This window comes from Micromonospora palythoicola, assembly GCF_036689795.1.
GTDB classification, from domain to species: Bacteria; Actinomycetota; Actinomycetes; order Mycobacteriales; family Micromonosporaceae; genus Micromonospora; species Micromonospora palythoicola.
In genome coordinates, this window is sequence record NZ_JBAGKI010000006.1 from 103,820 (window position 1) to 129,047 (window position 25,228).

General features: G+C 71.9%; 25 protein-coding genes. 8 read left to right on the forward strand and 17 right to left on the reverse strand.

Annotated elements, in window-relative coordinates; genetic code table 11:
- Positions 1-34: 34 nt before the first annotated feature.
- The 3 genes from V5O40_RS27895 (at position 35) to V5O40_RS27900 (ending at position 6,110) form a co-directional block, all read left to right on the forward strand.
- Positions 35-2,419: a discoidin domain-containing protein gene (locus V5O40_RS27895; RefSeq protein ID WP_408631827.1), complete on the forward strand. Its 2,385-nt coding sequence runs from the start codon at positions 35-37 to the stop codon at positions 2,417-2,419.
- Positions 2,420-2,519: 100 nt separating this feature from the next.
- Positions 2,520-3,413 (forward strand): discoidin domain-containing protein, encoded by an 894-nt coding sequence (locus tag V5O40_RS28010; RefSeq protein WP_456299386.1) that lies wholly within the window; start codon positions 2,520-2,522, stop codon positions 3,411-3,413.
- Positions 3,414-3,449: 36 nt separating this feature from the next.
- Positions 3,450-6,110 carry a CARDB domain-containing protein gene (locus V5O40_RS27900; RefSeq protein WP_456299387.1) on the forward strand — a complete coding sequence of 887 codons (2,661 nt, stop codon included), beginning with the start codon at positions 3,450-3,452 and terminating at the stop codon, positions 6,108-6,110.
- On the opposite strand, the gene V5O40_RS04615 is transcribed toward V5O40_RS27900, so the two are convergent.
- Positions 6,107-6,865, reverse strand: coding sequence for a crotonase/enoyl-CoA hydratase family protein (locus V5O40_RS04615; RefSeq protein ID WP_332904288.1), 759 nt, complete (start codon positions 6,863-6,865; stop codon positions 6,107-6,109). The two genes, V5O40_RS27900 and V5O40_RS04615, sit on opposite strands and share 4 nt — an antisense overlap.
- Before the next feature lie 86 nt (positions 6,866-6,951).
- Between V5O40_RS04615 and V5O40_RS04620 the strand changes: the two genes are divergently transcribed.
- Complete coding sequence (locus V5O40_RS04620) at positions 6,952-7,803, forward strand: Rieske (2Fe-2S) protein (RefSeq protein WP_332904289.1); 852 nt, start codon at positions 6,952-6,954, stop codon at positions 7,801-7,803.
- A gap of 320 nt (positions 7,804-8,123) precedes the next feature.
- Here V5O40_RS04620 and V5O40_RS04625 read toward each other — a convergent pair whose 3' ends face one another.
- Genes V5O40_RS04625 through V5O40_RS04680 form a run of 12 tightly spaced genes read right to left on the reverse strand, consistent with a single transcriptional unit; the run spans position 8,124 to position 17,174 of the window.
- A complete protein-coding gene (locus V5O40_RS04625; RefSeq protein WP_332904290.1) occupies positions 8,124-9,272 on the reverse strand; it encodes a LysM peptidoglycan-binding domain-containing protein in 1,149 nt (382 codons plus the stop codon).
- 15 nt (positions 9,273-9,287) lie between these two features.
- Positions 9,288-9,713: a pilus assembly protein TadG-related protein gene (locus tag V5O40_RS04630; RefSeq protein WP_332904291.1), complete on the reverse strand. Its 426-nt coding sequence runs from the start codon at positions 9,711-9,713 to the stop codon at positions 9,288-9,290.
- Positions 9,710-10,174, reverse strand: coding sequence for a TadE/TadG family type IV pilus assembly protein (locus V5O40_RS04635; RefSeq protein ID WP_332904292.1), 465 nt, complete (start codon positions 10,172-10,174; stop codon positions 9,710-9,712). The genes V5O40_RS04630 and V5O40_RS04635 overlap by 4 nt, the downstream gene beginning before the upstream one ends.
- Positions 10,159-10,602 carry a TadE/TadG family type IV pilus assembly protein gene (locus tag V5O40_RS04640; RefSeq protein WP_332904293.1) on the reverse strand — a complete coding sequence of 148 codons (444 nt, stop codon included), beginning with the start codon at positions 10,600-10,602 and terminating at the stop codon, positions 10,159-10,161. Before V5O40_RS04640 ends, V5O40_RS04635 begins: the two co-directional genes overlap by 16 nt.
- Before the next feature lie 3 nt (positions 10,603-10,605).
- Complete coding sequence (locus V5O40_RS04645) at positions 10,606-10,809, reverse strand: hypothetical protein (RefSeq protein WP_164446611.1); 204 nt, start codon at positions 10,807-10,809, stop codon at positions 10,606-10,608.
- 27 nt (positions 10,810-10,836) lie between these two features.
- On the reverse strand, positions 10,837-11,700 hold the full coding sequence (locus tag V5O40_RS04650) for a type II secretion system F family protein (protein WP_332904294.1): 864 nt from the start codon (positions 11,698-11,700) through the stop codon (positions 10,837-10,839).
- Positions 11,697-12,599 carry a type II secretion system F family protein gene (locus tag V5O40_RS04655; protein WP_332904295.1) on the reverse strand — a complete coding sequence of 301 codons (903 nt, stop codon included), beginning with the start codon at positions 12,597-12,599 and terminating at the stop codon, positions 11,697-11,699. Before V5O40_RS04655 ends, V5O40_RS04650 begins: the two co-directional genes overlap by 4 nt.
- Before the next feature lie 3 nt (positions 12,600-12,602).
- Entirely contained in the window at positions 12,603-14,135 is a 1,533-nt protein-coding gene (locus V5O40_RS04660) for a CpaF family protein (protein ID WP_332904296.1), read from the reverse strand.
- Positions 14,125-14,925: a ParA family protein gene (locus V5O40_RS04665; protein ID WP_332904297.1), complete on the reverse strand. Its 801-nt coding sequence runs from the start codon at positions 14,923-14,925 to the stop codon at positions 14,125-14,127. Before V5O40_RS04665 ends, V5O40_RS04660 begins: the two co-directional genes overlap by 11 nt.
- 2 nt (positions 14,926-14,927) lie before the next feature.
- Positions 14,928-15,590 carry an SAF domain-containing protein gene (locus V5O40_RS04670; protein ID WP_332904298.1) on the reverse strand — a complete coding sequence of 221 codons (663 nt, stop codon included), beginning with the start codon at positions 15,588-15,590 and terminating at the stop codon, positions 14,928-14,930.
- A 58-nt stretch (positions 15,591-15,648) separates the two neighbouring features.
- Entirely contained in the window at positions 15,649-16,650 is a 1,002-nt protein-coding gene (locus V5O40_RS04675; RefSeq protein ID WP_408631828.1) for a hypothetical protein, read from the reverse strand.
- The gene (locus tag V5O40_RS04680; RefSeq protein ID WP_332904300.1) at positions 16,605-17,174 is read right to left on the reverse strand and encodes a hypothetical protein; all 570 of its coding nucleotides are present in this window, start codon (positions 17,172-17,174) and stop codon (positions 16,605-16,607) included. The genes V5O40_RS04675 and V5O40_RS04680 overlap by 46 nt, the downstream gene beginning before the upstream one ends.
- Positions 17,175-17,863: 689 nt before the next feature.
- Between V5O40_RS04680 and V5O40_RS04685 the strand changes: the two genes are divergently transcribed.
- Together V5O40_RS04685 and V5O40_RS04690 are read left to right on the forward strand one after the other, a co-directional pair.
- Positions 17,864-18,562 (forward strand): prepilin peptidase, encoded by a 699-nt coding sequence (locus V5O40_RS04685; protein ID WP_332904333.1) that lies wholly within the window; start codon positions 17,864-17,866, stop codon positions 18,560-18,562.
- A 57-nt stretch (positions 18,563-18,619) separates the two neighbouring features.
- Entirely contained in the window at positions 18,620-20,998 is a 2,379-nt protein-coding gene (locus tag V5O40_RS04690) for a glycoside hydrolase family 65 protein (RefSeq protein ID WP_332904301.1), read from the forward strand.
- A gap of 10 nt (positions 20,999-21,008) precedes the next feature.
- Here V5O40_RS04690 and V5O40_RS04695 read toward each other — a convergent pair whose 3' ends face one another.
- Both V5O40_RS04695 and V5O40_RS04700 read right to left on the reverse strand, forming a co-directional pair.
- Positions 21,009-21,494: a hypothetical protein gene (locus V5O40_RS04695; protein ID WP_332904302.1), complete on the reverse strand. Its 486-nt coding sequence runs from the start codon at positions 21,492-21,494 to the stop codon at positions 21,009-21,011.
- A 148-nt stretch (positions 21,495-21,642) separates the two neighbouring features.
- Positions 21,643-22,359, reverse strand: coding sequence for a DUF4386 domain-containing protein (locus tag V5O40_RS04700; protein WP_332904303.1), 717 nt, complete (start codon positions 22,357-22,359; stop codon positions 21,643-21,645).
- 92 nt (positions 22,360-22,451) lie between these two features.
- On the opposite strand from V5O40_RS04700, the gene V5O40_RS04705 reads away from it, so the two are divergent.
- Together V5O40_RS04705 and V5O40_RS04710 are read left to right on the forward strand one after the other, a co-directional pair.
- Positions 22,452-23,180, forward strand: a complete 729-nt coding sequence (locus V5O40_RS04705) for a TetR/AcrR family transcriptional regulator (RefSeq protein ID WP_332904304.1) — start codon at positions 22,452-22,454, stop codon at positions 23,178-23,180.
- Between the two features lie 198 nt (positions 23,181-23,378).
- Positions 23,379-24,404, forward strand: a complete 1,026-nt coding sequence (locus V5O40_RS04710) for a sodium:calcium antiporter (RefSeq protein ID WP_332904305.1) — start codon at positions 23,379-23,381, stop codon at positions 24,402-24,404.
- Positions 24,405-24,662: 258 nt separating this feature from the next.
- On the opposite strand, the gene V5O40_RS04715 is transcribed toward V5O40_RS04710, so the two are convergent.
- Together V5O40_RS04715 and V5O40_RS04720 are read right to left on the reverse strand one after the other, a co-directional pair.
- Positions 24,663-24,920 carry a Txe/YoeB family addiction module toxin gene (locus tag V5O40_RS04715; RefSeq protein ID WP_332904306.1) on the reverse strand — a complete coding sequence of 86 codons (258 nt, stop codon included), beginning with the start codon at positions 24,918-24,920 and terminating at the stop codon, positions 24,663-24,665.
- Positions 24,917-25,192, reverse strand: a complete 276-nt coding sequence (locus tag V5O40_RS04720) for a type II toxin-antitoxin system Phd/YefM family antitoxin (RefSeq protein ID WP_210830292.1) — start codon at positions 25,190-25,192, stop codon at positions 24,917-24,919. The genes V5O40_RS04715 and V5O40_RS04720 overlap by 4 nt, the downstream gene beginning before the upstream one ends.
- Positions 25,193-25,228 lie beyond the last annotated feature (36 nt).

Below are 25,228 nucleotides of genomic sequence, written 5' to 3' on the forward strand. Positions count from 1 at the left end.
GGGACCTGGCCACCTGAGAAAGGGAGCGCTGCTCATGGCCGACCACACCGTCCCGCACCAGCCCAGAAACCGGATCAGTGCGACGCTTGCCCTGCTCACCGGCACCACACTGGCCGCCGCCTCGATCTCGGTGATCACACTCACCACCACCGCGACCCCGGCCCGCGCCGCCGGGCTCTCCCCGTTCGACATCGCCGGCCGGGGTGCGACGGTACCGTTCATCGAGCACGAGGCGGAGAACGCGGCGCACAGCGGCACCAGAATCGGTCCGGACCGGCGCTACGGCACGCTGCCATCAGAGGCGAGCGGCCGTGAGGCGGTCACCCTCGACGCGGTCGGGGAGTACGTCGAATTCACCCTCACCGCCCCGGCGAACGCGGTCACGTTCCGCTACAGCATCCCGGACAACGCCGCCGGCACCGGCCGCGACGCCACCATCGACCTGCGGGCGAACGGCACGTTGGTCAAAGCGGTACCGGTCACCTCGAAGTACGGCTGGTACTACGGCGGCTATCCGTTCAACAACAACCCGGGCGACATCAACCCGCACCACTTCTACGACGAAGCCCGGGCCCTGTTCGGCAGCACCTACCCGACGGGCACGAAGATCCGGCTCCAGGTGGCGTCGACCGCCCAGTCGCCGACCTTCACCATCGACCTGGCCGACTTCGAGCTGGTCGCCGCACCGATCACCAAGCCAGGCAACGTCCTCGACGTGGTCACCGACTTCGGTGCCGACCCGACCGGTGCCACCGACTCCACCGCCCGCTTCCAGGCCGCCGTGGACGCCGGCCGGGCGCAAGGCCGTACGGTGTGGATCCCGCCGGGCAGCTTCACCCTCTGGGACCACGTGGTGGTCGACGGGGTGACCCTGCGCGGGGCCGGCCCCTGGTACTCGGTGCTCGGCGGCCGGCACCCCACCGACCGCAAGCGGGCCGCCGGCATCTACGGCAGGTACGTCACCGGTGGCGGCTACCGGGGCGAAATCCGCCCGCACGAGGCCGGCGGCCCCAGCCGCAACGTGCTGCTGCGGGATTTCGCGATCATCGGCGACATCCGGGAACGGGTCGACTCCGACCAGGTCAACGCCATCGGCGGAGCGATGTCCGACTCCGTGGTGGACAACGTCTGGATGCAGCACACCAAGGTCGGTGCCTGGATGGACGGCCCGATGGACAACTTCACCATCCGCAACAGCCGGATCCTCGACCAGACCGCCGACGGGGTGAACCTCCACTGGGGAGTCACCAGCTCCACGGTGACGAACACCTTCGTCCGCAACACCGGCGACGACGCCCTCGCCATGTGGGCGGACACCGTGCCCAACGTCGGCAACTCGTTCACCCGGAACACCATCGGCGTGACCATCCTCGCCAATCACCTGGTCACCTACGGCGGGCGGGACATCCGGATCACCGACAACGTGACCGCCGACTCGGTCACCAACGGCGGTGGCATCCACGTGGCCAACCGCTACACCGGCGTGCACGGCCCGACCGCGGTCGCCGGCACCATCACCGTCGCCCGCAACACGCTGATCCGTAACGGCAACTCCGACTACAACTGGCGCTTCGGTGTCGGCGCGATCTGGTTCTCCGCGTTGAACGAACCGATCCGCGACGCGTCGATCGTGATCAGCGACACCGACATCCTGGACAGCTCCTACGCGGCCCTGCACTGGATCGAGGGCGCGACCAGCGGGATCAGCTTCACCAACGTACGCATCGACGGCGCCGGCACCTACGCCCTCCAGGTGCAGGCGCCGAGTCAGGTTTCCTTCACCGATGTCCGGGCCACCGGCATCGCACAGGCCAATCCGGTGCACAACTGCGTGGGCAGCGGCTTCCAGATCACCCAGGGCGCCGGCAACTCCGGCTGGTACACCTCGACGCCGTACTGCGGTCCGTGGCCGGAGCCGCAGTGGGGCAGCGGCCCGACCAGCCCACCGCCCACCTCGCCGCCGCCCAGCACCCCGCCACCGACCACGCCCCCACCGGCCGACGGGAACCTGGCCCGGGGCCGGCCGGTCGTCGCCTCCAGCCACACGCAGAACTACCTGGCCGGCAACGCGGTGGACGGTGAGTCCGGCAGCTACTGGGAAAGCGCCAACCACGCGTTCCCGCAGACCCTCACCGTGGACCTGGGTAGCGTCCGGCAGGTGGGTCGGGTGGTGCTGAAGCTACCGCCAGCGCCGGCCTGGCAGACCCGTACCCAGACGCTGTCGGTGCTCGGCTCCACCGACGGCAACTCCTGGACCACCCTCGCCGGCACGGCGGGCCGCACCTTCGACCCGACCACCGGCAACACCGTGTCGATCAACCTGCCCGTCGGGGAACGTCGGTTCCTTCGACTGCACGTCACCGCCAACACCGGCTGGCCGGCGGCCCAGGTCGCCGAGTTCGAGGTCCACTCCACCTGACCCGTGGCCGGGCTCCGCGTCGGCGGGGCCCGGCGACGCCGCACCAGAAGCACCACCCCGCAACGCCTCTCCACGTCCCGGAAGAAGGTGTCGATTCCCCATGTCCAGATTCCGCACCCGGTTGACCGCCGTGCTCGTTGCGGTCGGCCTCGCCCTCACCGCCGCCCCCGCACCGCCCGCCGCCGCAGCCAGCGGCCCCAACCTGGCCGCCGGCCGGAGCATGTCCGCCAGCGGTCACAACGACGTCTACGTGGTCACCAACGCCAATGACGGTAACCAGAGCAGCTACTGGGAGAGCCCGAACAACGCCTTCCCACAGTGGATCCAGGTCGACCTCGGCGCCACGATCACCGTCGACCGGCTGGTGCTCAAGCTGCCCGCCGGTTGGGGTACGCGCACCCAGACGCTGACCGTGCAGGGCAGCACCAACGGATCGACGTTCAACACCCTGGTCGGCTCCGCCGGGTACACCTTCAGCCCGGCGGGCAACAACACGGTGACCGTAACCGTCGCCCCGGCCGCCACCCGCCACGTCCGGCTGCTGATCACCGCGAACACCGGCTGGCCCGCCGGACAGCTTGCCGAGTTGGAGGTGTACGGTCCGGCCACCGGCGACACCCAGGCACCGACCGCGCCGACGAACCTGGCGTTCACCGAGCCGGGCAACGGACAGATCCGGTTGACCTGGTCGGCGTCGACCGACAACGTCGGCGTGACCCGGTACGACGTGTACGCCAACGGGTCGCTGCGGGCCAGCGTGTCGGGTACGACCCTGACGTACACGGACACGCAGCCGGCGAGCGCGACGGTGTCGTACCTCGTACGGGCCCGTGACGCCGCCGACAACGTCTCGGCCAGCAGCAACACGGTCACCCGTACCGGCAGCACTCCCGGCGGCACCAACCTCGCCGTCGGCAAGCCGGTCACGGCCTCCTCGATGGTGCACGTCTTCGCCGCCGCCAACGCGGTCGACGACGACGTCACCACCTACTAGGAGGGTGCGCCAGGGGCGTACCCGAGCACCCTGACCGTGGCGCTCGGCGCCAACGCGAGCATCAGCGCGGTGGTGGTGAAGCTCAACCCCGACCCGGCCTGGGGCCCCCGCGCCCAGACCTTCTCGATCCTGGGGCGGGCGCAGTCCGCCTCCGGGTTCAGCACGCTGGCCGGCTCGGCGAGCCACTCGTTCAGCCCGTCGAGCAGCAACACGGTGACCATCCCGGTCTCGGCGACCGCCGCCGACGTCCGGCTCCAGTTCACCGCCAACTCCGGCGCGCCCAACGGACAGGTCGCCGAATTGCAGGTGATCGGCACGCCGGCCCCGAACCCGGACCTCACCGTCACCAGTCTGACCTTCGTCCCGGCCGCACCCGTGGAGACGGACCAGCTGACCCTCACCGCCGCCGTCCGCAACGTTGGCACGGCGGGTTCCGGCGCGAGCACCGTCGACTTCGCGTTGGACGGTACGAAGGTGGGCCAGGCGAACGTCGGCGCCCTGGCGGCGGGTGCCGCGACCAGCGTGTCCACCACCGTGGCGGCCCGCACCGCTGGCAGCTACCAGCTCAGTGCCACTGTCGACCCGGCGAACAGCGTGATCGAGCAGGACGAGTCGAACAACGTCCGGACCGCGGCGGGTCCGCTGGTGGTCAGCCCGGTGGCCAGCGCCGACCTGGTCGCCTCGGCGGTCACCTGGTCACCTGGCACACCGAGCGCGGGTGCCAACGTCAGCTTCGCGGTTACCCTGCGCAACCAGGGCACCATCGCGTCGGCGGGCGGTGCGCACGGCCTCACGCTCACCGTGCTCAACGACGCCGGCACGGTTGTGCGTACCCTCACCGGCTCGTACACCGGCACCATCGGGGCCGGCGCCACGGCCGGTCCGGTGAACCTGGGCAACTGGACGGCCGCCAACGGGCGGCACACCGTCCGGGTGGTGATCGCCGCCGACGCCAACGAGTTGCCGGTGAAGCGGGCCAACAACACAAGCGAGCGACCGCTGTTCGTGGGTCGCGGCGCCAACCTGCCGTACGACATGTACGAGGCCGAGGAGGGCTCGGTCGGCGGCGGGGCGCAGATCGTCGGGCCGAACCGGACCATCGGCGACCTGGCCGGCGAGGCGTCCGGACGCCGGGCGGTCACCCTGAACACCACCGGCGCGTACGTCGAGTGGACCACCAAGGCGTCGGCCAACGCCCTGGTCACCCGCTTCTCCATGCCCGACGCGCCGAACGGCGGCGGGATCAACTCGACATTGAACATCTACGTCAACGGCGTACTGCACAAGCCGATCAGCCTCACCTCGAAGCACATCTGGCTGTACGGCGCGGAGGCCAGCCCGAGCGACTCGCCGAGCGCCGGTCCGCCCCGGCACATCTACGACGAGGCGAACGTGCTGCTGAACTCGACAATCCCGGCGGGCAGCCGGATCCGCTTGCAGAAGGATCCGGCGAACTCCACCACGTACGCCATCGACTTCATCAACCTGGAGCAGGTGACGCCCCGGGCGAACCCGGACCCGGCGCGATACCGGGTGCCGAACGGGTTCAGTCACGCCGACGTGCAGAGTGCGCTCGACGCGGTCCGGATGGACACCACCGGCAACCTGATCGGCGTCTACCTGCCCGCCGGTAGCTACGAGACGGCCCAGAAGTTCCAGGTGTACGGCAAAGCGGTGAAGGTGGTCGGCGCGGGCATGTGGTTCACCCGGTTCCAGACGCCCCCGTCGCAGCAGAACACCGACGCGGGGTTCCGGGTGGAGCCCAGCGCCAGCGGGTCGTCCTTCGAACACCTCGCCTTCTTCGGCAACTACACGGTGCGACAGGACGGGCCGGGCAAGGTCTGGGGTGAGCTGAAGGATGTCGACAACCTCACCCTGGACAACGTCTGGGTCGAGCACACCGTCTGCGCGTACTGGGGGGTGAGCGTCAGCGGGTTGAAGATCACCAACAGCCGGTTCCGCAACACCTTCGCCGACGCGGTGAACCTGACCAACGGCAGCACCAATAACCTGGTCAGCAACTCGGAGGGCCGGTCCAACGGCGACGACGCCTTCGCGCTCTTCTCCGCCACCGACCAGGGTGCCTCCACCGGCAACCACGGCAATGTGTTCGAGAACCTGACCGCGACACTGACCTGGCGGGCTGCCGGGATCGCGGTGTACGGCGGTTACGACAACGTCTTCCGCAACCTCTACATCGCCGATCAACTGACGTACTCGGGCATCACGATCAGCTCGCTGGACTTCGGCTACCCGTTCATCGGGTTCGGGGCCAGCCCACCCACCCGCTTCGAGAACATCTCGTTGATCCGGTCGGGTGGCCACTTCTGGGGCGCGCAGACCTTCCCGGCCATCTGGGTGTTCTCCGCGTCGAAGGAGTTCCGCGGCATCCGCGTCAGTGACGTGGACATCGTGGATCCCACCTACTCGGGCATCATGTTCCAGACCAAGTACACCGGCGGCCAGCCGGAGAATCCGATCACCGACACGGTCTTCAGCAACGTGTCGATCAGCGGCGCACAACGCAGCGGTGACGCCTTCGACGCCAAGTCCGGCTTCGCCATCTGGGCCAACGAGATGCCCGAGCCGGGCCAAGGCCCCGCCGTCGGCTCCGTCACCTTCACCAACCTCCGCCTGAACAACAACCATCAGGACATCCGCAACACCACCTCCACCTTCACCATCACCCGCAACTAACTCGATCCGTGGCGGCCGGCGCCGGCGGTGAAGCGGGCGGCGCCGGCCGCCGCGTCGGTGGCCAGGGAGTGCAGGCCGTAGGCCAGCTCGGTGGCCAGGGCGTCCGGCTCCGGCTGGGCGGCGGTGGCCAGCACCGAGGCGCGGTCGTTGCGCAGGCAGGTCTGTGGATGGCGGGCGATCTCGGCGGCCAGTTGTTCGGCCGCCGCCCGGGACTCGCCCGGGTCGACCAGGCGGTTGACCAACCCCATGGCGTACGCCTCCGCGGCCGGCACCGCACGCCCGGTGAGGATCAAATCCATCGCTCGGCTCTCGCCGATCAGCCGGGGCAGCCGGACCGTTCCGCCGTCGATCAGCGGCACTCCCCACCGGCGACAGAAGACCCCGAGCACGGCGTCCGACTCGGCGATCCGCAGATCGCACCAGAGCGCCAGTTCCAGGCCACCGGCCACCGCGTACCCCGAGATCGCGGCGATCACCGGCTTGCCGAGGACCATCCGGGTCGGACCCATCGGGCCGTCGCCGTCCGGCTCGACCCGGTTGCCGCTCGGCGTACCGATCGCCTTCAGGTCGGCGCCCGCACAGAACGTGCCCCCGGCTCCCCAGAGCACCGCCACCGCCGCCGTCGGATCCGCGTCGAAGGCCCGGAACGCGTCGGCGAGCGCCCGGGCGGTCGGCCCGTCCACCGCGTTGCGGGCCGCCGGCCGGTCCAGGATCACCGTGGTCACCGGCCCGTCCCGTTCCACCCGTACCGTCATCCCGTCAGCATGCCCCGACGTCGCCCGGCTGGCTATTCGTCCCCGACGACCGGTTTGCGGCGGCGTCCGGCGGGAAGTCGTTACCCGTGCGAGCGTTGTTGACGAAAATCGAGCAAGCTTCCGGCCTGGACCGGTTCGGTGATCGGTTGCAGCAGACGGTGCAGGGTGTGCTGCGCCCACAGCGGGTCCGTGACCTGTTGCACGGCGTCTGGCTGGGGCACCCGCTGCACCCGGCGCTGGTGCAGCTGCCGGTTGGCGCGTGGATCAGCGCGGCGGTGCTGGACCTGATGCCCGGCCAGCGCAGGGCGGCGACCACCATGACCGCGGTCGGCACGATCGGCGCCCTGCCGGCGGCGGTGGCCGGGCTCAACGACTGGGCGGGGCTCTCCCGTGACCAGCGTCGGGTCGGCCTGGTGCACGCCGCGTCGAACTCCGTCGGGCTGGCGCTGTACGGTGCCTCGCTGGCCGCGCGCATGTCCGGTCGGCACGGCCTTGGGCGCACTCTCGGCTGGCTCGGGCTCAGCGCCGCCGGTGCCGGGGCGTACCTCGGCGGGCATCTGGCGTACAAGCAGGGTGCCCAGGTGAACGTGAGCGTCTCCGACCTGCACCTGATCAGCGAGGGCTGGCACCCGGTGGCGGAGATGACCAGCCTGCCGCAGCGGGAACTCGTCACCCGCAAGGTCGACGACGTGTCGGTGATTCTGTACCGCCACGGCGACGACGTGACCGTCATGCTGGAGCGTTGCCCCCACCAGAGCGGGCCGCTCGGCGAGGGCGAGGTACGCGAGGTCGACGGGCACGCCTGCGTGGTGTGCCCCTGGCACGGCAGCACCTTCCGACTCAACGGCGGCGAGGTGGTGCACGGCCCCTCCGCGAACGACCAGCAGGTGCTGCCGACCCGGATCGTCGACGGCCGCCTGGAGGCCCGGCTGCCCTGACCCGACATCCGGCTGAACCTTCCGGACACCGTGTCCTGGCTGCGCGCGCCGTGCAGGTTCCGGCAGGTCCGTAGGGGGCGGTGACGCGCTCGTCCGGGTCGACGGTGGCCTGGGCATGATGGGTTCGCGTCGCCTGTCGAGCTGAGTCGTTTGTGCTCTCACCCGGCATGATCCGTTCGTGCTGTCAGCTCGACAGCGCCAGCAACGTCGGTTGCCGGGCGAACGCCGCTGCCCGTCCAGGGCAACGGCCGGAGCCGGGCTGTCCGGCGAGTTCGCGGTCCCCGGCCGGGTGTCGTGGCGGGCGGCGGTGACAGCTTCGCTCAGTCCTTGCGGTGTCGGCCGACGGGCAACTCGCGAGGAGGACTGACCGGCGGCTGGTGGCGGGTGCCGGCACGGGAGACGGCCGGTCGGCGGCGCAGGCCGAGCACCGCACCGATCTGCGCGCCGACGATGCTGGCCACGGCCAGCACGGCGGACACGGCGAGTGGACGGTTCACCCGGTCGGGCTCACCGGCCCGGGACGCGCCCACCGTCACCACCGGCGAGTGACCCTCCGGCGTCTCGCTCCGCGGCGGCTCCGGCTGCCGTTCCTCCGGACTGGCCGGTGCGGTCGTGGCCGACCCGGGTCGCTCGGTCGGGTCGCCGGGCGACTCCACCGCCTCGCCGGGCCGCTCCACCGCGTCGCCCGGCGTCGGGCGGGTCTGCTCGGTCCGTTCCGGCCCGGGACCGGGCCGGGGTTTCGGAGCGACGAGGCGGCCGGTGGCATGTTGCCGGGAACCCTGGTCGTGTGCCTCCTCGGGCAGCTTAATGAGCTGACCAGGTCGGATGCGGTCCGGGTCACGCAGCTCGTTGAGCGCGGCCAGCCGGTGGTAGTCGTCGAAGTCGTCGAGGTACCGCTCGGCGACTCCACCCAGGTAGTCACCCTTGGCGACCCGGTACACGGAGGCCGGGGCCGAGGTGCCAGTTGCCGAGGTCGTGGCCGTCGCCGGTCCGGTCGCCGCCAGCGCGGGAGCCGGCGTGAGCGCGACGGCGCTCGTTGCACCGCCGTACGCCGTCGTGCCGTAGACCGTGGTGGCGGCCGTGGCGGCGGGACTGGCGGCGAGGATCAGCGCGACCGATCCGACGAGCGCGGCGGCCGCCCGCTGCTGCCGGCCCATGCCGGGCAGCCGGGGCGCGGGCCGGTCCAGCGCCTGCGCGCCCAACTCCACGAGCACCGACAGGGCGAAGGTGGCCCAGCCGAACCAGCCGGCGATGGCCAGCGCCCGCAGGAAGAGCTGGCCGTCGTCGCGGCTGGTCAGCGTGGTGCCGATCTCCGCGAGCGTGGGTACGTGGTCGGGGAGCGGGTTGCCGGCGAAGGCCAGCAGCGCGATCGGCCCGCCGACCAGCAGACCGATCAGCACGACAAGCGCACCGAAGCCGGTGAGCACCCGACCGGCCCGCCGTACGGCGGTGCCACCTGATGCGGCCATGGCTACCTTCCTTCCCTAGGAGGCTCCGGTCAGCGCCCGTGCGGTCGCCTCACCGGAAACGGTGACGGTGTTGGAGAAGCCGAACAGGCCGAGCGCCGCCCGGTCGTAGGTGACCTCGACGCGTACCCGGATCTGGGTTTCGCCGTCGACCACCGGGAAGGTCACCGTGTGATCGGTGGCCCCGGCGGTGGTGAGGTAGTCCCGGACGGCGCGGCGGGCGTCGCGTCGGTTGATCCGCTTTGGCCCGCCCTGGATGGCGGTGGCCCGGTCGATGGCCTGGCCGCCCGTGCGGGCCGCCTCGGCGGCCAGGTTCTCGGCACGTTGCAGCGTCCGGAGCTGCCCCGCACCGTCGAACGCCATCCCGATGATGGCGAGCACCCCGATCAGGGCCACGGCGAGGAAGATGCTCACCCGACCGGCGTCGCCCCGCCCGGCCGTCATCCTCGGCTCCGGTAGCGGTCCAACGGTGAGGTGAACGAGACGGTGATCCGTTGGCCGTCCGGCATCGTCAGCTCCGGCAGCTTGATGTCGGCGTAGGAGACGGTGCAGGCGATCTCGACGGTGACCGCGGCGTTCTGCCCGACGCTGCTGGTGAAGGCGCGGTTGAAGGAGGTCGAACGTCCGTCGACCGAGCCGCGGAAGGTCACCTGTGGGGCTCCCGAGCAGGACACCCCCCGCCAGTCGAGTTGGCGCCGGGCAGCCTCCCGGGCCTCCCGCCGGGCGGTGGGGGCGTCCCGGGAGATCGATGCCGCCCGGGCCGCGTCGTGTGCGGCGGCCTCCAGCGCCGCGCTGGCCACCGCGGTACGCCCGGCGACCCCACCGAGCACCATCATCGCCACGAACGCCGGCGCCAGCACCGCCACCTCGATCGAGACGGAACCCCGGCTCACGGCTCGGTCCATCGTTCCACCGTCCCGTGCGCCGTCTGCTCGACGGCGAAGCTGACACCCGGCACCACCGACAGGGCCCTGCCGCTCACCGTGCAGGTCACGTCCGTGTCGGTGGCGGTGCAGTTCGGCCCCGGCTCGTCCCAGTCGACCAGCCAGTCCCCGGCCGCCTCGAGAAACTCGACCGCGCGGTCCTCGCCGGTCCCCGCTGGGGCGTCGTAGAGCCGTTGGGCGTTGACTGCGCTCTGTGCGGCGTTGAGCGCGGTCGACCGGGCGACGAACACGACGGCGACCTGGATCGAGGCGAACAGCATCACCAGGATCGCCGGCAAGGCCACCGCCAGCTCGACCGGATTGCCGCCCCGCTCACCCCCGCCGGGCAGCAGTCGGTGCCGGGTGGCGGCGACCACCCGGCACCAGCCGGCGGTGAGGCGACGGACCATCGATCAGGTGTCCGACGGGGCCTGGTGGGTCGGGATGTTGTCCATCCAGTCGTTTGCCGCGCCGAGAGCGGCGGCGGTCACCGCCATCGCCACGGCCACCAGGCCGAAGATGATGACGGCGGTCGGCACCGGGCTGTCGCCACGGTCGCCGCGCAGTTCGGCCAGCCGCGCCCGTAGCGCGACGTGCAGGTAGGTGATTACGGACATCGGGGCTCCTTCTACTGGGGGTCGGACCTAGAGACGGGCCAGGAACGGGTAGATGGCGAAGCCGAGCAGGACGAAGACCAGCAGCGCGCCGGGAATGTCGAGCCGGCTGGTCACGCCCTCGGCCCGGGCCAGGTTGTCGGTACGGATCTGGTCGCGCAGCGAGTCGGCCCGGCTGCGCAGCGTCTCGTGCACCTGCGCGCCCTCACTGCCGGAGGACCGCATGATGGCGCCGACGTCGCCCAACTCCGGGATGCCGATCCGGTCGGCGAGATCGCGTAGCTCGTCCCAGGGCGAGTGCATCTGCATCTGGGCCATCCGCAGCGCCTCGGAGATCCGGTCGAAGACCCAGCCCTCGCAGATCGCGGCGGCCCGCTCCAACGACTGCACCGGACCATGCGCCGCGGACAACTGCAGTGCGACCAGGTCCAGGTAGGTGCAGACCGCCTGGCGGAACTCGTCCCGCGCCGCGTCCGCCTTGGTCAGCACCGCCCGGTGCGCCACCAGTGCGCAGAGCAGTGCCAGGCCGAGGCTGCCCAGGACCGGTACGGTCAGCGGTAGCGACACGCCGACGGCGAAGAGGGTGACGCTGAGCAGCGCCGGAGCGGAGAGTCCGATCAGGGCGGACAACAGCAGGGAGAGGGCGTACTGCTCGGGAGTGCGGTCGAGCAGGGCCAGTTGCCGGTGCGGGGGGCGCAGCCAGCGGGCCAACCCGGTGAGCCAGTCCAGCCGCCGGTTGACGGGGCCGGTGCGGGCGCTTCCCGGCGGCTGATGCAGCCGACGCAGCGCCGGGCCGAGCGCGGGGGTCGCCGGCACCAGCTCGCGGACCACCAGGAACACGCCCAACCCGATCGTGGCACCGGCCACCACCGCGAGGGTGAGATGCAGGTTCACGCCACCACCTCGCCCGGGTCGGGAGCCGGCAGGAAACGGGCCGGTCGGGGTGGTTGGCTCATCGAGCGCACCCAGGCCAGCAGCGCCACGAAGGCGGCACCGAGCACCGCCATCACCACCTGCCCGAACGGGGTGTCGTACGGCTGGACGTACTCGCGGTTGAGCAGCCCGTACGCGATGGTGGCCAGGGTCATGCCGGTGAGGAACCGGACCGCGAACCGGGGCTGGGTCCGCTTGGCCTCGATCTCCCGGCGGGTCGCCACCTCGGCGGCGGCGGCCGAGGCGATCGAGCCGAGCACGTCGCCGAGGCGCTCACCCCGGTCGGTGAGGTGCAGGATCAGCGCGGCGACCACCTGGTCGCAGACCGGGTCGCCGATCTCGTCGGCGAAGGCCAGCAGGGCGGAGCGGGCCAGCCAACCGGCCTGGAGCCGGGCGGCGAGCAGGCGTACCTCCTCCTGGATCTCCTCCGGCGCGGTGCCGACCGTGCCGATGATCGCCTGCTGGAGCCCCTGCCCGGTGGCGGAGACGTCCTTGAGTCGGCGGGTCCACTCGCCGACCGCCTCGATCCGGGCAATGGCCCGCTGCTCGGCCCGGCCGACCGAGAACAGCCACGGGGCGCCCGGCACCGCCACCGCGACCAGCAGGCCCACCACGGGCAGACCGGTCACCAGGAAGGCCAGCGCACCGGCGACCACCGCGCCCACCAGCAGCGCCTGGTGCGCCCGCTGTTCGCGGGCCGTGGTGCCGGAGCCGCGCCAGAGCCGGCCGGGCCCCGGGCCCGCTCCGGGTGCCCGGCCCGGCGGCCGGCGGGTGCCGACGAGCGCGACGACCGCCAGCACCAGGCCGGCCACGCAGGCCGCGCCGGAGACCAGAGCGATCAGCTCGATGTTGGTACCCACCGGTCACCGCCGCCCGAGTCGGGTCTGCCGGGGCCGGCGCCAGGCACCCTGACCGGCCTCGATCCAGCGGCTCAGCAACCGGGCGTCGTAACCCACCCGTAGCAGCTGGTCGCGGACCCGCTCCGGCAGGTGCCGGGGAACCGCCCGGCCGTCCGGGCCGGGCCCGAAGACCTGCGTGGTGGTGATCCGGCCGCTCTCGCCGACGCCGAGCACCTCCTCGACGTGCGAGACGAAGCGGTGCTTGCGCCCACCGATGCCGGTCTCGTCGTCGACGGTGACGTAGACGATCAGGTCGAGGGCGTTGCCGGCCATCCGACGGGCCTGGTCGACGGTCATCTCGCGGCCGTGGGCCAGCGCCAACTCGATGATCCGTTCGCTGACACCGGCCGGGGTACGCGCATGGATCGTGCACATCGATCCCCGGCTGGTGGTCATCGCCTGGAGCATCGGCACGATCTCCCGGGACCGCACCTCACCGACGATGATCCGCAGTACGCCCATCCGCAGCGAGACCGGGATCAGGTCGGCGATGCTCACCTCGCCCGCCGGTCGACCGTCCGGCCCGCGTTCGCCGTGTCCCTCCCGGGCCTCGAAGCTCATCACCGCCCGGTGTCGATCGCCGCGGCGGGCCGGGAGCAGTTCCCGGCTCTCCTCCAGCAGCACGTACGGCTCGTCGGGTGGGATCTCGCTCATCATCGCCCGGATCACCGTGGTCTTACCGGCACCCGCCAGGCCGGCGACCATGATGTTCAGCCCGGCCCGCATCGACGCGCGGAGGAAGTCGCGCAGCAGCGGATCGATCATCTCGTCCAGGTCGCCCCGGCCACCGGCCAGGTCGTCCAGGGTCACGTCGAGGGTGTTGTGCTTGCGGATCACCGCGTACGGGCGGTGGCTGACCAGGAACACCGCGGCCAGTCGGCTGCCGTCGGGCAGTTGCAGGTCCAGGGTGGGTTTCGAGGTGGACAGGGACCGCTCCGTCGCGCCGGCCCGGCGGGCCGCCGCCTGGAGGATCTCCACCAGCTCGTCGTCGCTGTCGGCGATCGGGTCGGCCCAGTCGACCCCACCGCCGTGCCGGGTGATGCGCACCTGGTCGCAGCCGAGGATGTGCACCTCCTCGATCGTGTCGTCGACCAGCAGGGTCTGGAGTCGACCGAGGCCGGCCAGTTCGGCGGTCACCTGGTCGAGCAGCAGCCGTTCCTCGCCGGCGGCCATCGGTGTGCCGGCGCGGCGCACCGCGTCTGCGTACTCGGCGACCAGCTCGACGGCGAGCCGGGCGCGTTCGGTGTCCTCCTCGGCGACGCTGAACTCCCGGCCACGCTGCCACTGGGTGAGCCGCTCACTGAGCTGCCGGCGCAGCTCACGCACCACCTGGAAATCAATCCGTGGCCGGGGTGGTGGTGCCGCTGGCGGTGCCGTGACGGGCACCGAACCGTTCGGTGGTTGGTGCCAACCGTTGACCGGGGCCAGCGGCGGTGCGGTGGAGGTGGCGCCCGGTGGTTGGCGGCGCGGGTCGGACGAGACCGGCTCAAATCGCATCCGGCACCCCCTGGGACACGGGCCACGCCAGCCGGGCCCGCCGCCGCTCCAGCAGCGCGCCGATCGGCACCTCCAGCTCGCGGGCCGCCCGCAGCAGCGGCCGGTTGGCCCGCACGGTCCCGCCGAGGCTCAACACCTCGGCGGTACGCGGGTCGTGTGGCAGCCGGGCGATCACCGGCAGCTGAAGGGCCTTGCTCACCTCGCTCCGACCGTGGCCGCCGCCGACCAGCAGCAGGCGCAGGGTGCCCGACGGCACCCGGTGCTCGGTGAAGTCCCGCTCGATGGCCTGGAGCATGGCCCGGGTACCGGACAGGTCGGGCAGCTGCGCCCGGGACACCACGAGCACCACCGAGGCGGCGCGCAGCAGCGGCCAGGGCGGGCCGAGCACGTGCAGCCGTCCACAGTCGACGATCACGTCGTACGGTGGGTCGCCGCGCTCCAGCCCGGTGAAGAAGTCGGCGAACCGCTGCCAGAGCGGGGTGACGCTGCCGGCCTGGGCGGGGTCGACCACTCCCGGCAGCAGGAGCCGTTCCCGGCGCGGTGCGTCGAGGTCGACCAACTGCGACCAGAACGCTGCCTCCAGGCTGCCGTCGCGCAACTCGCCGACGGCCAGCTCGCCGATGCCGCGCGGGCCGTCGAGCGCACCACCGAGATAGCCGGCGAGGACCGAGCCGCCGGCCGGGTCACACTCGGCGAGAACCAGCCGCCGATGCCAGCTCAGCGCGCACGCCAGTGCGGTGGTGGTCACCCCCGGCGAACCCTTGGCCGAGACCAGCGCGATGATCGCCATGCTCAGGCCGCCTTGGTCAGGACAACCGCGATCCGATCCTGGGCGGCCAGCGCCACCACGGCCGGTACGTCCCGGACCGCGAGCGCCAGGTAGACGACGACCTCGTCCCGTCCGTCGGTGGAGACGGCGTCGGTGACGGTCGCGGTGAACCGGGTGCCACCGGACGGCGAACCGCCGCCGCTGTCGCTGCTCGGCGTGCTGACCAGCAGCACCTGGTCACCGGGGCGGAGCTTCGGCGCCGGCACCTGGGCCGCGCGCAACCCGAGGGCGAGTTGCTGCTGCCCGGGACCGAGCAGCGGATCGTCGGTGAGCTGGGCCATCGTCAGCAGGGATCCCGGGGCCAGCGAGACGGCGGCGCGCATCCCGATCACGTCGGCGATCCGGGAGGCGGGCACCGGTTCGAGTCCCTGGCCACCGGCGACCTGCACCGAGATCAGGTCGTCCGCGCGCACCACGCCGCCCACCTCGACCGGCCGGGCGACCGCCAGGTAGCTGCCGGTCGCCCGGACCGACGTCACCGCGAACGCCGAACCGAGCCCGCCGAGAGCGATCAGCAGGACGGCGAGACCCAGCAGGCCGGGTCGGACTCGGCGTTGGCGGACCACCCGCGGCGGAGCGACCGGCGCATCCACCGGAGAGGTTCCGTTCCGGGTCGCCACGCTCATCGGACCACACCTTTCGTTCGCGACTGCGGGGCTCGCAGGACCGGCTCACTCCTCGCGCTCACCGGGTCACCACCTGAAGCTCGTTGATCTGGATGACGACCGGGCCGGTGGTGCGGGTGACACCGTCGATGCTCCCGCTGTCGTCGCCGGTGCTGGTCGTCCAGGTCACCGACCAGTGCGTGGTGGCCCGGATCGTGTACGTGCCGGCCGCGGGGTAGCCGTCGTGGTAACCACAGTCGGGAGAGCGCTGCCCGCCGTGCGGACCCCGGGGGCGGTACGCGGTGCCGGGGCCGAGACAGGTGACCTCGTCGCCGTTGCCCATGTTCCAGACCACCCGGTCGACCTCGGCCTGGATCGTCACGGTCAGCCCGCGGTCCGTGGCTTCGGCGCTCAGCGGGCCGAACTGGTTGGCGCCCCGCTCGGCCCACATCCAGACCGGCAGACCGACCAGCCCGGGGCCGACGTCCTTGCGCGGCGCGACCGACGCGCGGGGTGCGAGCAGGGTGATCGAGGCGAACGCCCGACGGGCCAGCTCCTCCGGGTCCGGCGGAGCGCCGAAGCCCGGCGGTGGCGCGTCCAGCAGCACGAGTACTCCCTGGCCGAAGGCACCGGCGTTGCAGCTCTGCAGGTAGTACTGCTGGCCGGCGGGCGGTTCGGTGGGCGGCGACTCGGCGAGCTTGTAGTAGCAGCCGTCGCCGCTGTTGAACCAGCCGAGCAGGTCGTCGTAGCAGGCAACGGTGCGGCCCTGCCACTGGCAGACGCCGCCGCCCCCGCCGCCGTTGTCGCCGCCGCTGCCGTTGTCCCCGCCGTTACCGCCGCCGCCGGGGGTACCCGGGTCGTCGTCCCAGACGTTGCAGTTCGGTTGGGCGGGCGGGCACTCGGCGCCGGGGTCGGCGGCGGTCGCCGGAACCGCACCGACGCTCGCCAGCAGCACCGCCAGCGCGCCGCCGAGCAGTGCCCGCCGGAAGGCGGCCCTACCGGCGGCGGCCGGTCGACGGTGGCCGGCCTGCCCGGTCAGCACGGCTGGTCCTGGTGTGCCGCGCCCGTGCTGATCCGCCATCGACCGTCCGGATAGCGCATCGCTGTGGCGGTGACGAGGTGGCGGGAGCCACGGGTGCCCGGCACGACCTTGTCGTCGGCGAGGTAGATCAGCCGGTAGCCGCTGGCGTCGACGCAGTCCTGAATCTCCACCGTGGGCGGTGTCGAGTCCAGGTCCATCGAGATGACGGTGGGGCCTTCGGAGCGCAACGTGCCGGCGCTGACCGCACCGTTCTGTCGGGCCTGACGCAGGCTGAACCGGACCTTGGTCAGCAGCGGATCGGCGAGGAACCGGCTCAGCGCCGGATCCTGTGGGTCGCTGCGCCGGCTCGCGGTGCGGGAGGCCGCGAGGTAGCCGGAGTAGGCCGCCAACGCCGCCTTCTCCGCAGCCGCCTCCTCGGCGGCGCGCTCGGCTGCGGCCGTTCTGTTCCGTTCGGGCGTCGTCGTGGTGGACGCCTCCTGGGTGCTGCCGCAGGCGGTGCTCGTGCCGACCGTGGCCACCGCGACCAGGCCGGCCGTCCAGCGGCTCAGCTGCCGTGCTCGCACCTCGTGCCCTCCTCGGTGCCGACCGGCGTACGCCGTCACCAGCGTCTCCGGGCGGGCGGCGGCGCGACCGGACGAATCTCTCCGTCCGGTTCCGCGCGCAGCCACATTTACTGTTTTGGATCTCGTGAGAAATGCACTCGCCAGGCTGCTCGTCGGTGATGGACGTGGGTTGCGTCACATCCAAGGGGCGAGCATAGGCTGACGCTGGCCGATGCAACAGAGGCAATTCATTCGAACACGCTGAGTGAGGGCGGGTGGTGGCGGCGCATGGTTACCGACAGGTTGCCGATGTTGATCGGCCCGGTATTCCAGGCGGGCGGCTGCGGGCCGTGGAGCGGGCGATCCCACCCATCGGCGGGTGCCCAGCCGGCTGGGCACAATGCGGTGGGAAATGGCAATCGGTCCGATCCGTCCCGGGCAAAAATGGTGCCAATGGGCGGTGAATTGTCACCGGCGGGATTTGCATCTGTCCGTTCCGGGCATTCGGTCCGACGAACGGACGACGCCACGGCAGGCGCTGCCCGACGATCGGGCCGCCACCGGAACCGACCGGACACACTACCCTCCGTGAGGGGGTGGTTGGGGTGACCCGGCCACCCGCTCCACCGGCGGCCGCGCATCGGGCGGCCACGCCGACCGACCCGCCGTCCGGGCACACCGCCCGGTCATGGCGGTCCGCCGCAGCGGTCCTGGCGATCACCCCACTGCTTCGATACGCCGTCGCCCGGCACGCCGTACCCTCGGGCACCGGCCGCCGGACCGGCTGCGACGCCTGCGGCGCGCCGATCAGCCCGCACCGTCCCTGGCCGGCGCTCGGTCCTTCCGCCCGCTGCGGCGGCTGCGGCGCCCGGGTCGGTGCCCCGACGGCCACCGTCGAACTGGCCGCCCTGGCAGCCGTGGCGGCGCTGCTGCTGACCCGCCCACCCGCCGCCGAGATGGTCGCCGCCGGGTGGTGGCTGGCCTGCGCGGTGCCGTTGCTCTTCATCGACGTCGCGGTGCACCGGCTGCCGGACCGGCTGACCTGGCCGGCCGCCGCCGGCACCTGGCTGTGGCTCGGGCTGGCCGCGCTGACCGGGGCCGGTGCGACGCCGTGGCTGCGCGCCGTCGCCGCCGGGCTCGGGCTTGCGCTCTTCTTCGCCACCACCACCCTGTTGCTCGGTACGCGGGGCTTCGGCATCGGCGACGCCAAGCTCGCGCTGAGCGCGGGCGCCCTGCTGGGCTGGTACGGCTGGAGTGTGCCGGTGCTCGGCCTGCTGCTCGCGCTGACCCTGTCCGGGCTGGTCGCCCTGGGCCTGCTGGTCAGTCGTCGGGCCCGCCTGTCGAGTCACCTGCCGTTCGGGCCGTACCTGGTGATCGGCACGGTCGGCGCCCTGCTGCTGGTGTGGTGAACCGGCCGGCGGGGAACTGTCAGCCCGCAGGGACCGTCGGAGAGTCCTGGAGGCACCGTGCATCCCACCCCTGACCAGCAGCCGGACGAGCCGCAGCCCGAGGAGCGGTGGCGGATCCGACGGACCCGGGACGACCTGGACCGGCTCGGCGAGACCGAGTCGGTCTTCGCGTTGGGCAACGGGTGGCTGGGCTGGCGCGGCACCCTCGACGAGGGCGCACCGGTCGACATGCCGGGCAGCTACCTCAACGGGTTGCACGAACGCCGGGAACTGACCTACCCCGAGGGCGGCTACGCCTTCCCGCAGCTCAGTGACACCGTGATCAGCCCACCGAACGCCACCCTGGTACGCCTCTGGGTCGGTGACGAGCCGTTGGACCTGCGCACCGGCACGGTGCTCGCCCACGAGCAGGTGCTGGACCTGCGGGCCGGGGTGATCGAACGGTTCACCGAGTGGGTCTCGCCGGCCGGCGACGGGGTGCGGGTACGCAGCACCCGGCTGGTGTCGCTGGCCCGCCGCCGGGTCGCCGCCGTCGACTGGACGGTGGAACCCCTGGACGGGCCGGTCGACGTGCGGATCTGCGCGGACCTGCTGGCCAACGAGCATGTCCCCGAGCGGGCCGACGACCCCCGGGCCGCCTCGCTGATCCAGGATCCGCTGACCGCCGAGCTGCACCGGGTCGACGGTGCCGACGCGCTGCTGGTGCACCGGACCGAGCGCAGCGGGCAGCGGGTCGCCGTCGCGGTCGCCCACCGGGCGGCGGCGCCGGAACAGCTCACCACCGACGCCGACGCCACCCCGGACCGGATCCGGCTGACCCTCACCGGTCCGCTGCGTCCCGGGGAGCGGGTGCGGCTGACCAAGTTCGCGGCCTTCGAGTGGGCACCGGTGGACGACTCCACCGTCGAGGAGCTGGCCGCCCAGGTCACGGCCGAGGCGGACGTCGCGCGTGCGGACGGCATCGGCGAGCTGCGTACCGAGCAGCGGGCCGCCCTCGACCGCGCCTGGCGCACCGCGGACGTGCTGCTCGACGGCGACGAGGAACTGCAACTGGCGATCCGGTTCGCCATGTTCCACCTGATCCAGGCCGGGCGCTCGGACGGCGACCGGACCATTCCCGCCAAGGGGCTGACCGGCAACGGCTACGACGGTCACGTGCTCTGGGACACCGAGGGCTACGTGCTGCCGGTGCTGACCTACATCGCGCCCGACGTGGCCCGGTCGGCACTGCGCTGGCGGCACGCCCACCTGCCCCAGGCGTACGACCGCGCGGCGGAGTTGCGGCTCACCGGCGCCACCTTCCCCTGGCGGACCATCAGCGGCCAGGAGTGCTCCGGCTACTGGCCGGCCGGTACCGCCGCGCTGCACGTCAACGCCGACATCGCCGACGCGGTCCTGCGTTACGTCGGTGCCACCGACGACGAGGACTTCCGCACCGGCCCCGGGCTGGACCTGCTGGTGGCCACCGCCCGGCTGTGGCACGGCTTCGGGCACTTCACCGACGACGGCAGCTTCCACATCGCCGGTGTCACCGGACCGGACGAGTACGCCGCGCTCGTCGACGACAACCTGTTCACCAACCTGATGGCGCGGCGGAACCTGCGCGGTGCGGCCGACGCCGTCGAACGGCACCCGGAGGCGGCCGGCCGGCTGGGCGTGGACCCGGCCGAGGTGGCCGGCTGGCGGGCCGCCGCCGAGGCGATGACCATGCCGTACGACCCGAAGCGGGGGGTGCACCAGCAGTCCGGCGGGTTCACCGACCGGCCGGAGTGGAACTTCGCCGACACCGGCGACGACGACTATCCGCTGCTGCTGCACTTTCCCTACCTGGAGCTGTACCGGCACCAGGTGGTCAAGCAGGCCGACCTGGTGTTGGCGATGCTGCGCTGCCCGGGCGAGTTCACCGCCGAGGAGAAGGCCGCCAACTTCGCCTACTACGAGGCGCGCACGGTCCGGGACTCGTCGCTGTCCGCCGCACCGCAGGGCGTGCTCGCCGCCGAGCTGGGCCACCTCGACCTGGCGTACGACCTGTTCGCCGAGTCGGTGCTCCAGGACCTGGAGGACCTCGGCGACAAGACGGGCGACGGGCTGCACCTGGCCTCGCTGGGCGGGGCCTGGCTGGCACTGGTGCAGGGCTTCGGCGGCCTGCGCGACGACCGGGAGCTGTTGTCGTTCGACCCACGGCTGCCCGACCGGATCGACCGCCTCGCGTTCAGCCTGCTCTGGCGCGGTCACCGGCTACACGTGACGCTGACCGCCGACGACGCCCGGTACGAACTGCCGGACGCCGACGCCGACGTCGCGATCGAGCTGTGGCACCACGGTGAACGCCTGCGGGTGACCGCCGGCGAGGCGACCATCCGCCCGATGCCCCCGCTACCCGACTCCGGCCCCGAGCCGGCCTCGCCACCCGGCCGCCGCCCCGCCCGCCGCTGATCAGGTGGTGTCAGTGGACCGGCTCACCCTGCGCACCGTGGACCGGGCCGCCGGACATCCGCTGTCGCACGGCCGCCAGGTCCTCGAAGGCGTACGCCCAGTTGTGGCACTTGAAGCTGCGCAGCCCCTCGATGGGTGACCGGCAGTCGGCACAGCGTACGCCGGGGATGGCGGCGGGCAGACCGGTGTTCACGTAACGGCGGTCGCCGAGGATCACCGTGGCGATCATCATCGGGTCGTGCACGCCCTTCAGCGCCGAGGCGACGATGTCGTACCAGGTGATCCGGCGACCGCACTTCGGGCAGTCCGGGTGGTCACCGCTCACCCACAGCGGCGCGCCGATGGTCCGGGGCGGCATGTTGAGCAGCTTCTCGATCCGCCGTACGTCGGACTCCGGGGTGGTCCAGCGGTGCCGGCCGGGCAGTGCGGCGGGCGAGTCGTAGACGGCTTGGAACAGGGCGGGGTCGACCTCGACGGTCTCGCGTTCGCTGGTCATCGGCGTCCCTCCCGGACTTCTCGGCGCCCCCACGGTGGTCACCGGCGGGTGGCAGGCACAACCGGATCAACGACACGGCGCGACGACCGGCCCCGGTTCGGGCGTACCCGGATGCGGGCACGACCCGAACCCGGGCCGACCGGGACAATCAGGCGGTCGACGCGGCGGTGAGCGGCGCGGTCGGCGTCGTTCGCGGTGCCTCGGTGAGCGCCCGCTTCCGGACGCCGAAGATGACCAGGTAGCCGAGAGTCCACAGCTCGCCCACGGTGGCGGGGACCACCAGCAGGTCACGGGCGACCCCGGCGCCGGGGGCCAGGTACCCGACGAACGTCATCAGCACGTACCCCACACCACCGACCACGAGGATCCAACCGAGCGCCCGGGGCAGCCAACCCGAACGCAGCACGCACCAGCCCATCGGCATCAGCCAGAGGCCGAAGAAGAGCCCGCCCACGGCCCACAGGTTCTCGCTGATGAGGTACAGCAACTGGACGGTGTCGGCGGCTCCGCCGGCCTCGCCGGTGGCCACCCCGAGCGCGGTTCCGAGCATCGCGGCGCTGCCGAGGATGGCGACGGCGTTGACGATGCCGAAGGCGGCGATGCTGCCGGCGGCGGTGCTGTCGACGGCACGGAACAGCCGGTAGAACCAGACGGCGGCGAGCGTCTGGGTGAGCACGACGAGCAGCTCGAACGTCACTCCGAGGCGCGCCAACGACTCGTTGGCGACCAGGTTGGCAAGGGTCGCGTCGGGGTCGCCGACCTCGAAGATCATGGGTCGGATGGTGAGGAAGCCCAGCGCGCCCGCGATGCCGAGCCCGAGGTAGAAAAGCCCGGTCGCCCGGGCGGTGCGGATGAGTGGATGCATTGTCGCTCCTTCGGTCGCGGCGGTGGTGGCGAGACCAGCCTTACGTCGTAAGGCAACCATACGTTGTAAGGTCAAGGGAAGATGGGAGCCGCATGGGAGCGAGGAAACGCCGCGAGCCGCTGAGCCGTGACCGGGCGCTTGCCGCCGCCATCGCCTTGGTGGACGCGGAAGGGATGGCGGCCCTGACGATGCGCCGGCTCGCCGCCGCCCTCGGCGTCGAGGCGATGTCGCTCTACCACCACCTGCCCGGCAAGGAAGGGCTGCTCGACGGCCTCGTCGACGCCGTCGTCGCCGAGATCACCACGGCCGCCACGCAGGCCGAGACGGCGGCGGCCGGCGGAGACTGGCGTACCCGGCTACGACTGCGTTTCCTCGCCGCCCGCACGGTCATGCTGCGGCACCCGTGGGCGCCGGCCCTGCTCACTGCCCGTTCGACGATTCCCGCCGGGGTGTACGGCTACTACGAGGGCATCCTCGCCACCCTGATCGACGGCGGCTTCTCGTACCGGATCGCCCACCGGGCGTTGCACGCGTTCGGCAGCCTGGCCCTCGGCTTCGCCCAGGAGGTCTTCCAGCCCGGCGCGGGCGAGGAGGTCGACGCCGAAGCGGCGGAGGCGGAACTGGCCGAGTTGTCCGCGCGGCTTCCCCACCTGGCGGCGATGGTCGCCGCCGAGCTGCACGACGCCACCGACCCCACGCTCGGCTGGTGTGACAGCCAGACCGAGTTCGAGTTCACCCTCGACCTGCTCTTCGACGGTCTGGAACAGGCCCGCGACGCGGCCGGCCCGGCGCACCGGAAGACACCCGCGGCGCCACTGTGACCGCTGACATCGCCGCGCCGCGCCCGGACGAGGACCGGCGCGGCCAGCTTGTCCAGAATCGGCTGATGCCTCACGCCGAGCGAGTCTGACAGACCCGCGCACCGTCGCCGGTGCGCCGACGGATGGGCCGCTCAAAACCCCGCCAGTTGGGTACGGGGGGAACATGCGCGCTACTTCCCGGCCCTCGGGCGGCCTCTCGTGATCACCGGTACCTGGCCGCTCCTGCCCAGCGTGGTCGCGCTGGCCGCCGCGCTCGCCGCGATCCTGTCCGCCGGCCGGGCGTTGGTCCGCACGGCCGACGAACTGGCGGACCGGACCGGGATGGGCGAGGCGGTGGCCGGCGCCCTGCTGCTCGGCGCGGTGACCTCGCTGCCCGGCATCGCCACCACCGTCATCGGATCGGTTCGGCAGGACGCCGAGTTCGCCCTCGCCAACCCGATCGGTGGCATCGCGGTGCAGACGGTGTGGCTGGCCATCGCCGACCTGCTCTACCGCCGCTCGAACATCGAGCACGCGGCGGCCTCCCTGGAGAACGTCCTGCAGGCGGTCGTGCTGGTGGCGCTGCTCTGCCTGCCCGTGGTGGCGTACGCCACGCCTGAACTCACCCTGCTCTGGGTGCACCCGGCGAGCCTGCTGATCCCCGTCATCTACCTGTACGGTCTGGTGCTGCTGCGCCGGCTCCGCCGGGAACCGATGTGGTTCGCCCGGCGTACCACCGAGACCCGTCAGGACGAGCCGGCGGCCGAGACCTCCGGGCTGAGCCTGCGTCGGCTGTGGTTCCGGCTGGCCGCCCTGGCGGCTGTGGTGGCCGCCACCGGCTACCTGATCGGACAGGGCGGGCTCGGCGTGGTCGCCGCGTCCGGTCTGCCCAGCGGCTTCGTCGGTTTCACCATCACGACGGCGATCACCTCGCTGCCGGAGCTGATCACCCTCATCGCGGCGGTCCGCATCGGCGCGCTGACCCTCGGCATCGGCAACATCCTCGGTGGCAACGCCTTCGACTCTCTGATGATCTTCCTCGCCGACGCCGCCTACCGACCCGGGTCGATCTACTCCGAGGCGAACCTGTCGGGGCTGCTGTTCACCGGCATGACCACGCTGATGACGGCCACGCTGACCGCCGGCCTGCTGATCAGGGAACGCCGGGGCATCGGCTTCGAGGGCGCCGCCATCCCGATCATCTACCTGGCCACCGTGGCCCTGCTGCTGATCCGCCCCGGCTGACGGCCGGGATCCCACCTGAGTAGGTGACTTCTCCCAGGGCGCGGACTCGGACGGCGTCCGGCGACCCGGGGCCCGAGCAGCCGAGGCCACTGACGCACGCGGCCAAGCAGGATGCTCCCATCGCGGGCACAGTAGCCGCCGCCGGCTACCCGCACTGCCCCCCGTTGTCCACCTAGCCACCGAAGCCCCCGAGCGCCCCGCCGGAGGCGATGCCGGACTCGACCGGGACCGCCGACGCTCCCGCTTCCGGCCGGTCCGCTACCAGTCGCCGTAGTGGTAACGGCAGGCGATGATCTCGACGTCGTCCTTGGTGATCCGGTACACCAGCCGGTGTTCGCGATCGATCCGGCGGGACCAGAAGCCGGACAGCTCTCCCCGCAGGGGTTCCGGCTTGCCGATGCCCTCGTATCCGTTGCGCATCACGTCCGCGATCAGGTCGTTGATGCGCTTGACCAGCTTTCGGCCGGTGTGGCTGAGATACTGATTCCAGGCCGTCGCGGTGAAGACCAGCCTCACGCGACGTCCCGCACGGTGGCCGGGTCGACCAGGTCCCGCTCGGCCGTGTCGCCCTCATCGAGCTCCGCGATCGAGCGGCGCAGGGCTGCGGCGTTGGCCGGGTTGCGGAGGAGGTACTCCGTTTCCTTCATGGACTCGTACTCCGCAAGCGGCACGATGACCACCGGTTCGTGGCCCGACCGGGTCACCACCACTTCCTCCGCGTCGTTGATGACGCTGTCGAGTTCGGCGGCCAGGTTCTGCCGTAGTTGGGTGAAGTTCACAGTCCGCATGACCACCTCCGGCTAGGTACAGAAAATTGTACCTCG

Bases quoted from the DNA above. Each gene is read 5' to 3' on its own strand.
- V5O40_RS27895 (WP_408631827.1), top strand. From the start codon at position 35: ATGGCCGACCACACCGTCCCGCACCAGCCCAGAAACCGGATCAGTGCG.
- V5O40_RS28010 (WP_456299386.1), top strand. From the start codon at position 2,520: ATGTCCAGATTCCGCACCCGGTTGACCGCCGTGCTCGTTGCGGTCGGC.
- V5O40_RS04615 (WP_332904288.1), bottom strand. From the start codon at position 6,865: ATGACGGTACGGGTGGAACGGGACGGGCCGGTGACCACGGTGATCCTG.
- V5O40_RS04625 (WP_332904290.1), bottom strand. From the start codon at position 9,272: ATGGCCGCATCAGGTGGCACCGCCGTACGGCGGGCCGGTCGGGTGCTC.
- V5O40_RS04630 (WP_332904291.1), bottom strand. From the start codon at position 9,713: ATGACGGCCGGGCGGGGCGACGCCGGTCGGGTGAGCATCTTCCTCGCC.
- V5O40_RS04635 (WP_332904292.1), bottom strand. From the start codon at position 10,174: ATGGACCGAGCCGTGAGCCGGGGTTCCGTCTCGATCGAGGTGGCGGTG.
- V5O40_RS04640 (WP_332904293.1), bottom strand. From the start codon at position 10,602: ATGGTCCGTCGCCTCACCGCCGGCTGGTGCCGGGTGGTCGCCGCCACC.
- V5O40_RS04645 (WP_164446611.1), bottom strand. From the start codon at position 10,809: ATGTCCGTAATCACCTACCTGCACGTCGCGCTACGGGCGCGGCTGGCC.
- V5O40_RS04660 (WP_332904296.1), bottom strand. From the start codon at position 14,135: ATGCGATTTGAGCCGGTCTCGTCCGACCCGCGCCGCCAACCACCGGGC.
- V5O40_RS04665 (WP_332904297.1), bottom strand. From the start codon at position 14,925: ATGGCGATCATCGCGCTGGTCTCGGCCAAGGGTTCGCCGGGGGTGACC.
- V5O40_RS04670 (WP_332904298.1), bottom strand. From the start codon at position 15,590: ATGAGCGTGGCGACCCGGAACGGAACCTCTCCGGTGGATGCGCCGGTC.
- V5O40_RS04675 (WP_408631828.1), bottom strand. From the start codon at position 16,650: ATGGCGGATCAGCACGGGCGCGGCACACCAGGACCAGCCGTGCTGACC.
- V5O40_RS04695 (WP_332904302.1), bottom strand. From the start codon at position 21,494: ATGACCAGCGAACGCGAGACCGTCGAGGTCGACCCCGCCCTGTTCCAA.
- V5O40_RS04700 (WP_332904303.1), bottom strand. From the start codon at position 22,359: ATGCATCCACTCATCCGCACCGCCCGGGCGACCGGGCTTTTCTACCTC.
- V5O40_RS04705 (WP_332904304.1), top strand. From the start codon at position 22,452: ATGGGAGCGAGGAAACGCCGCGAGCCGCTGAGCCGTGACCGGGCGCTT.
- V5O40_RS04720 (WP_210830292.1), bottom strand. From the start codon at position 25,192: ATGCGGACTGTGAACTTCACCCAACTACGGCAGAACCTGGCCGCCGAA.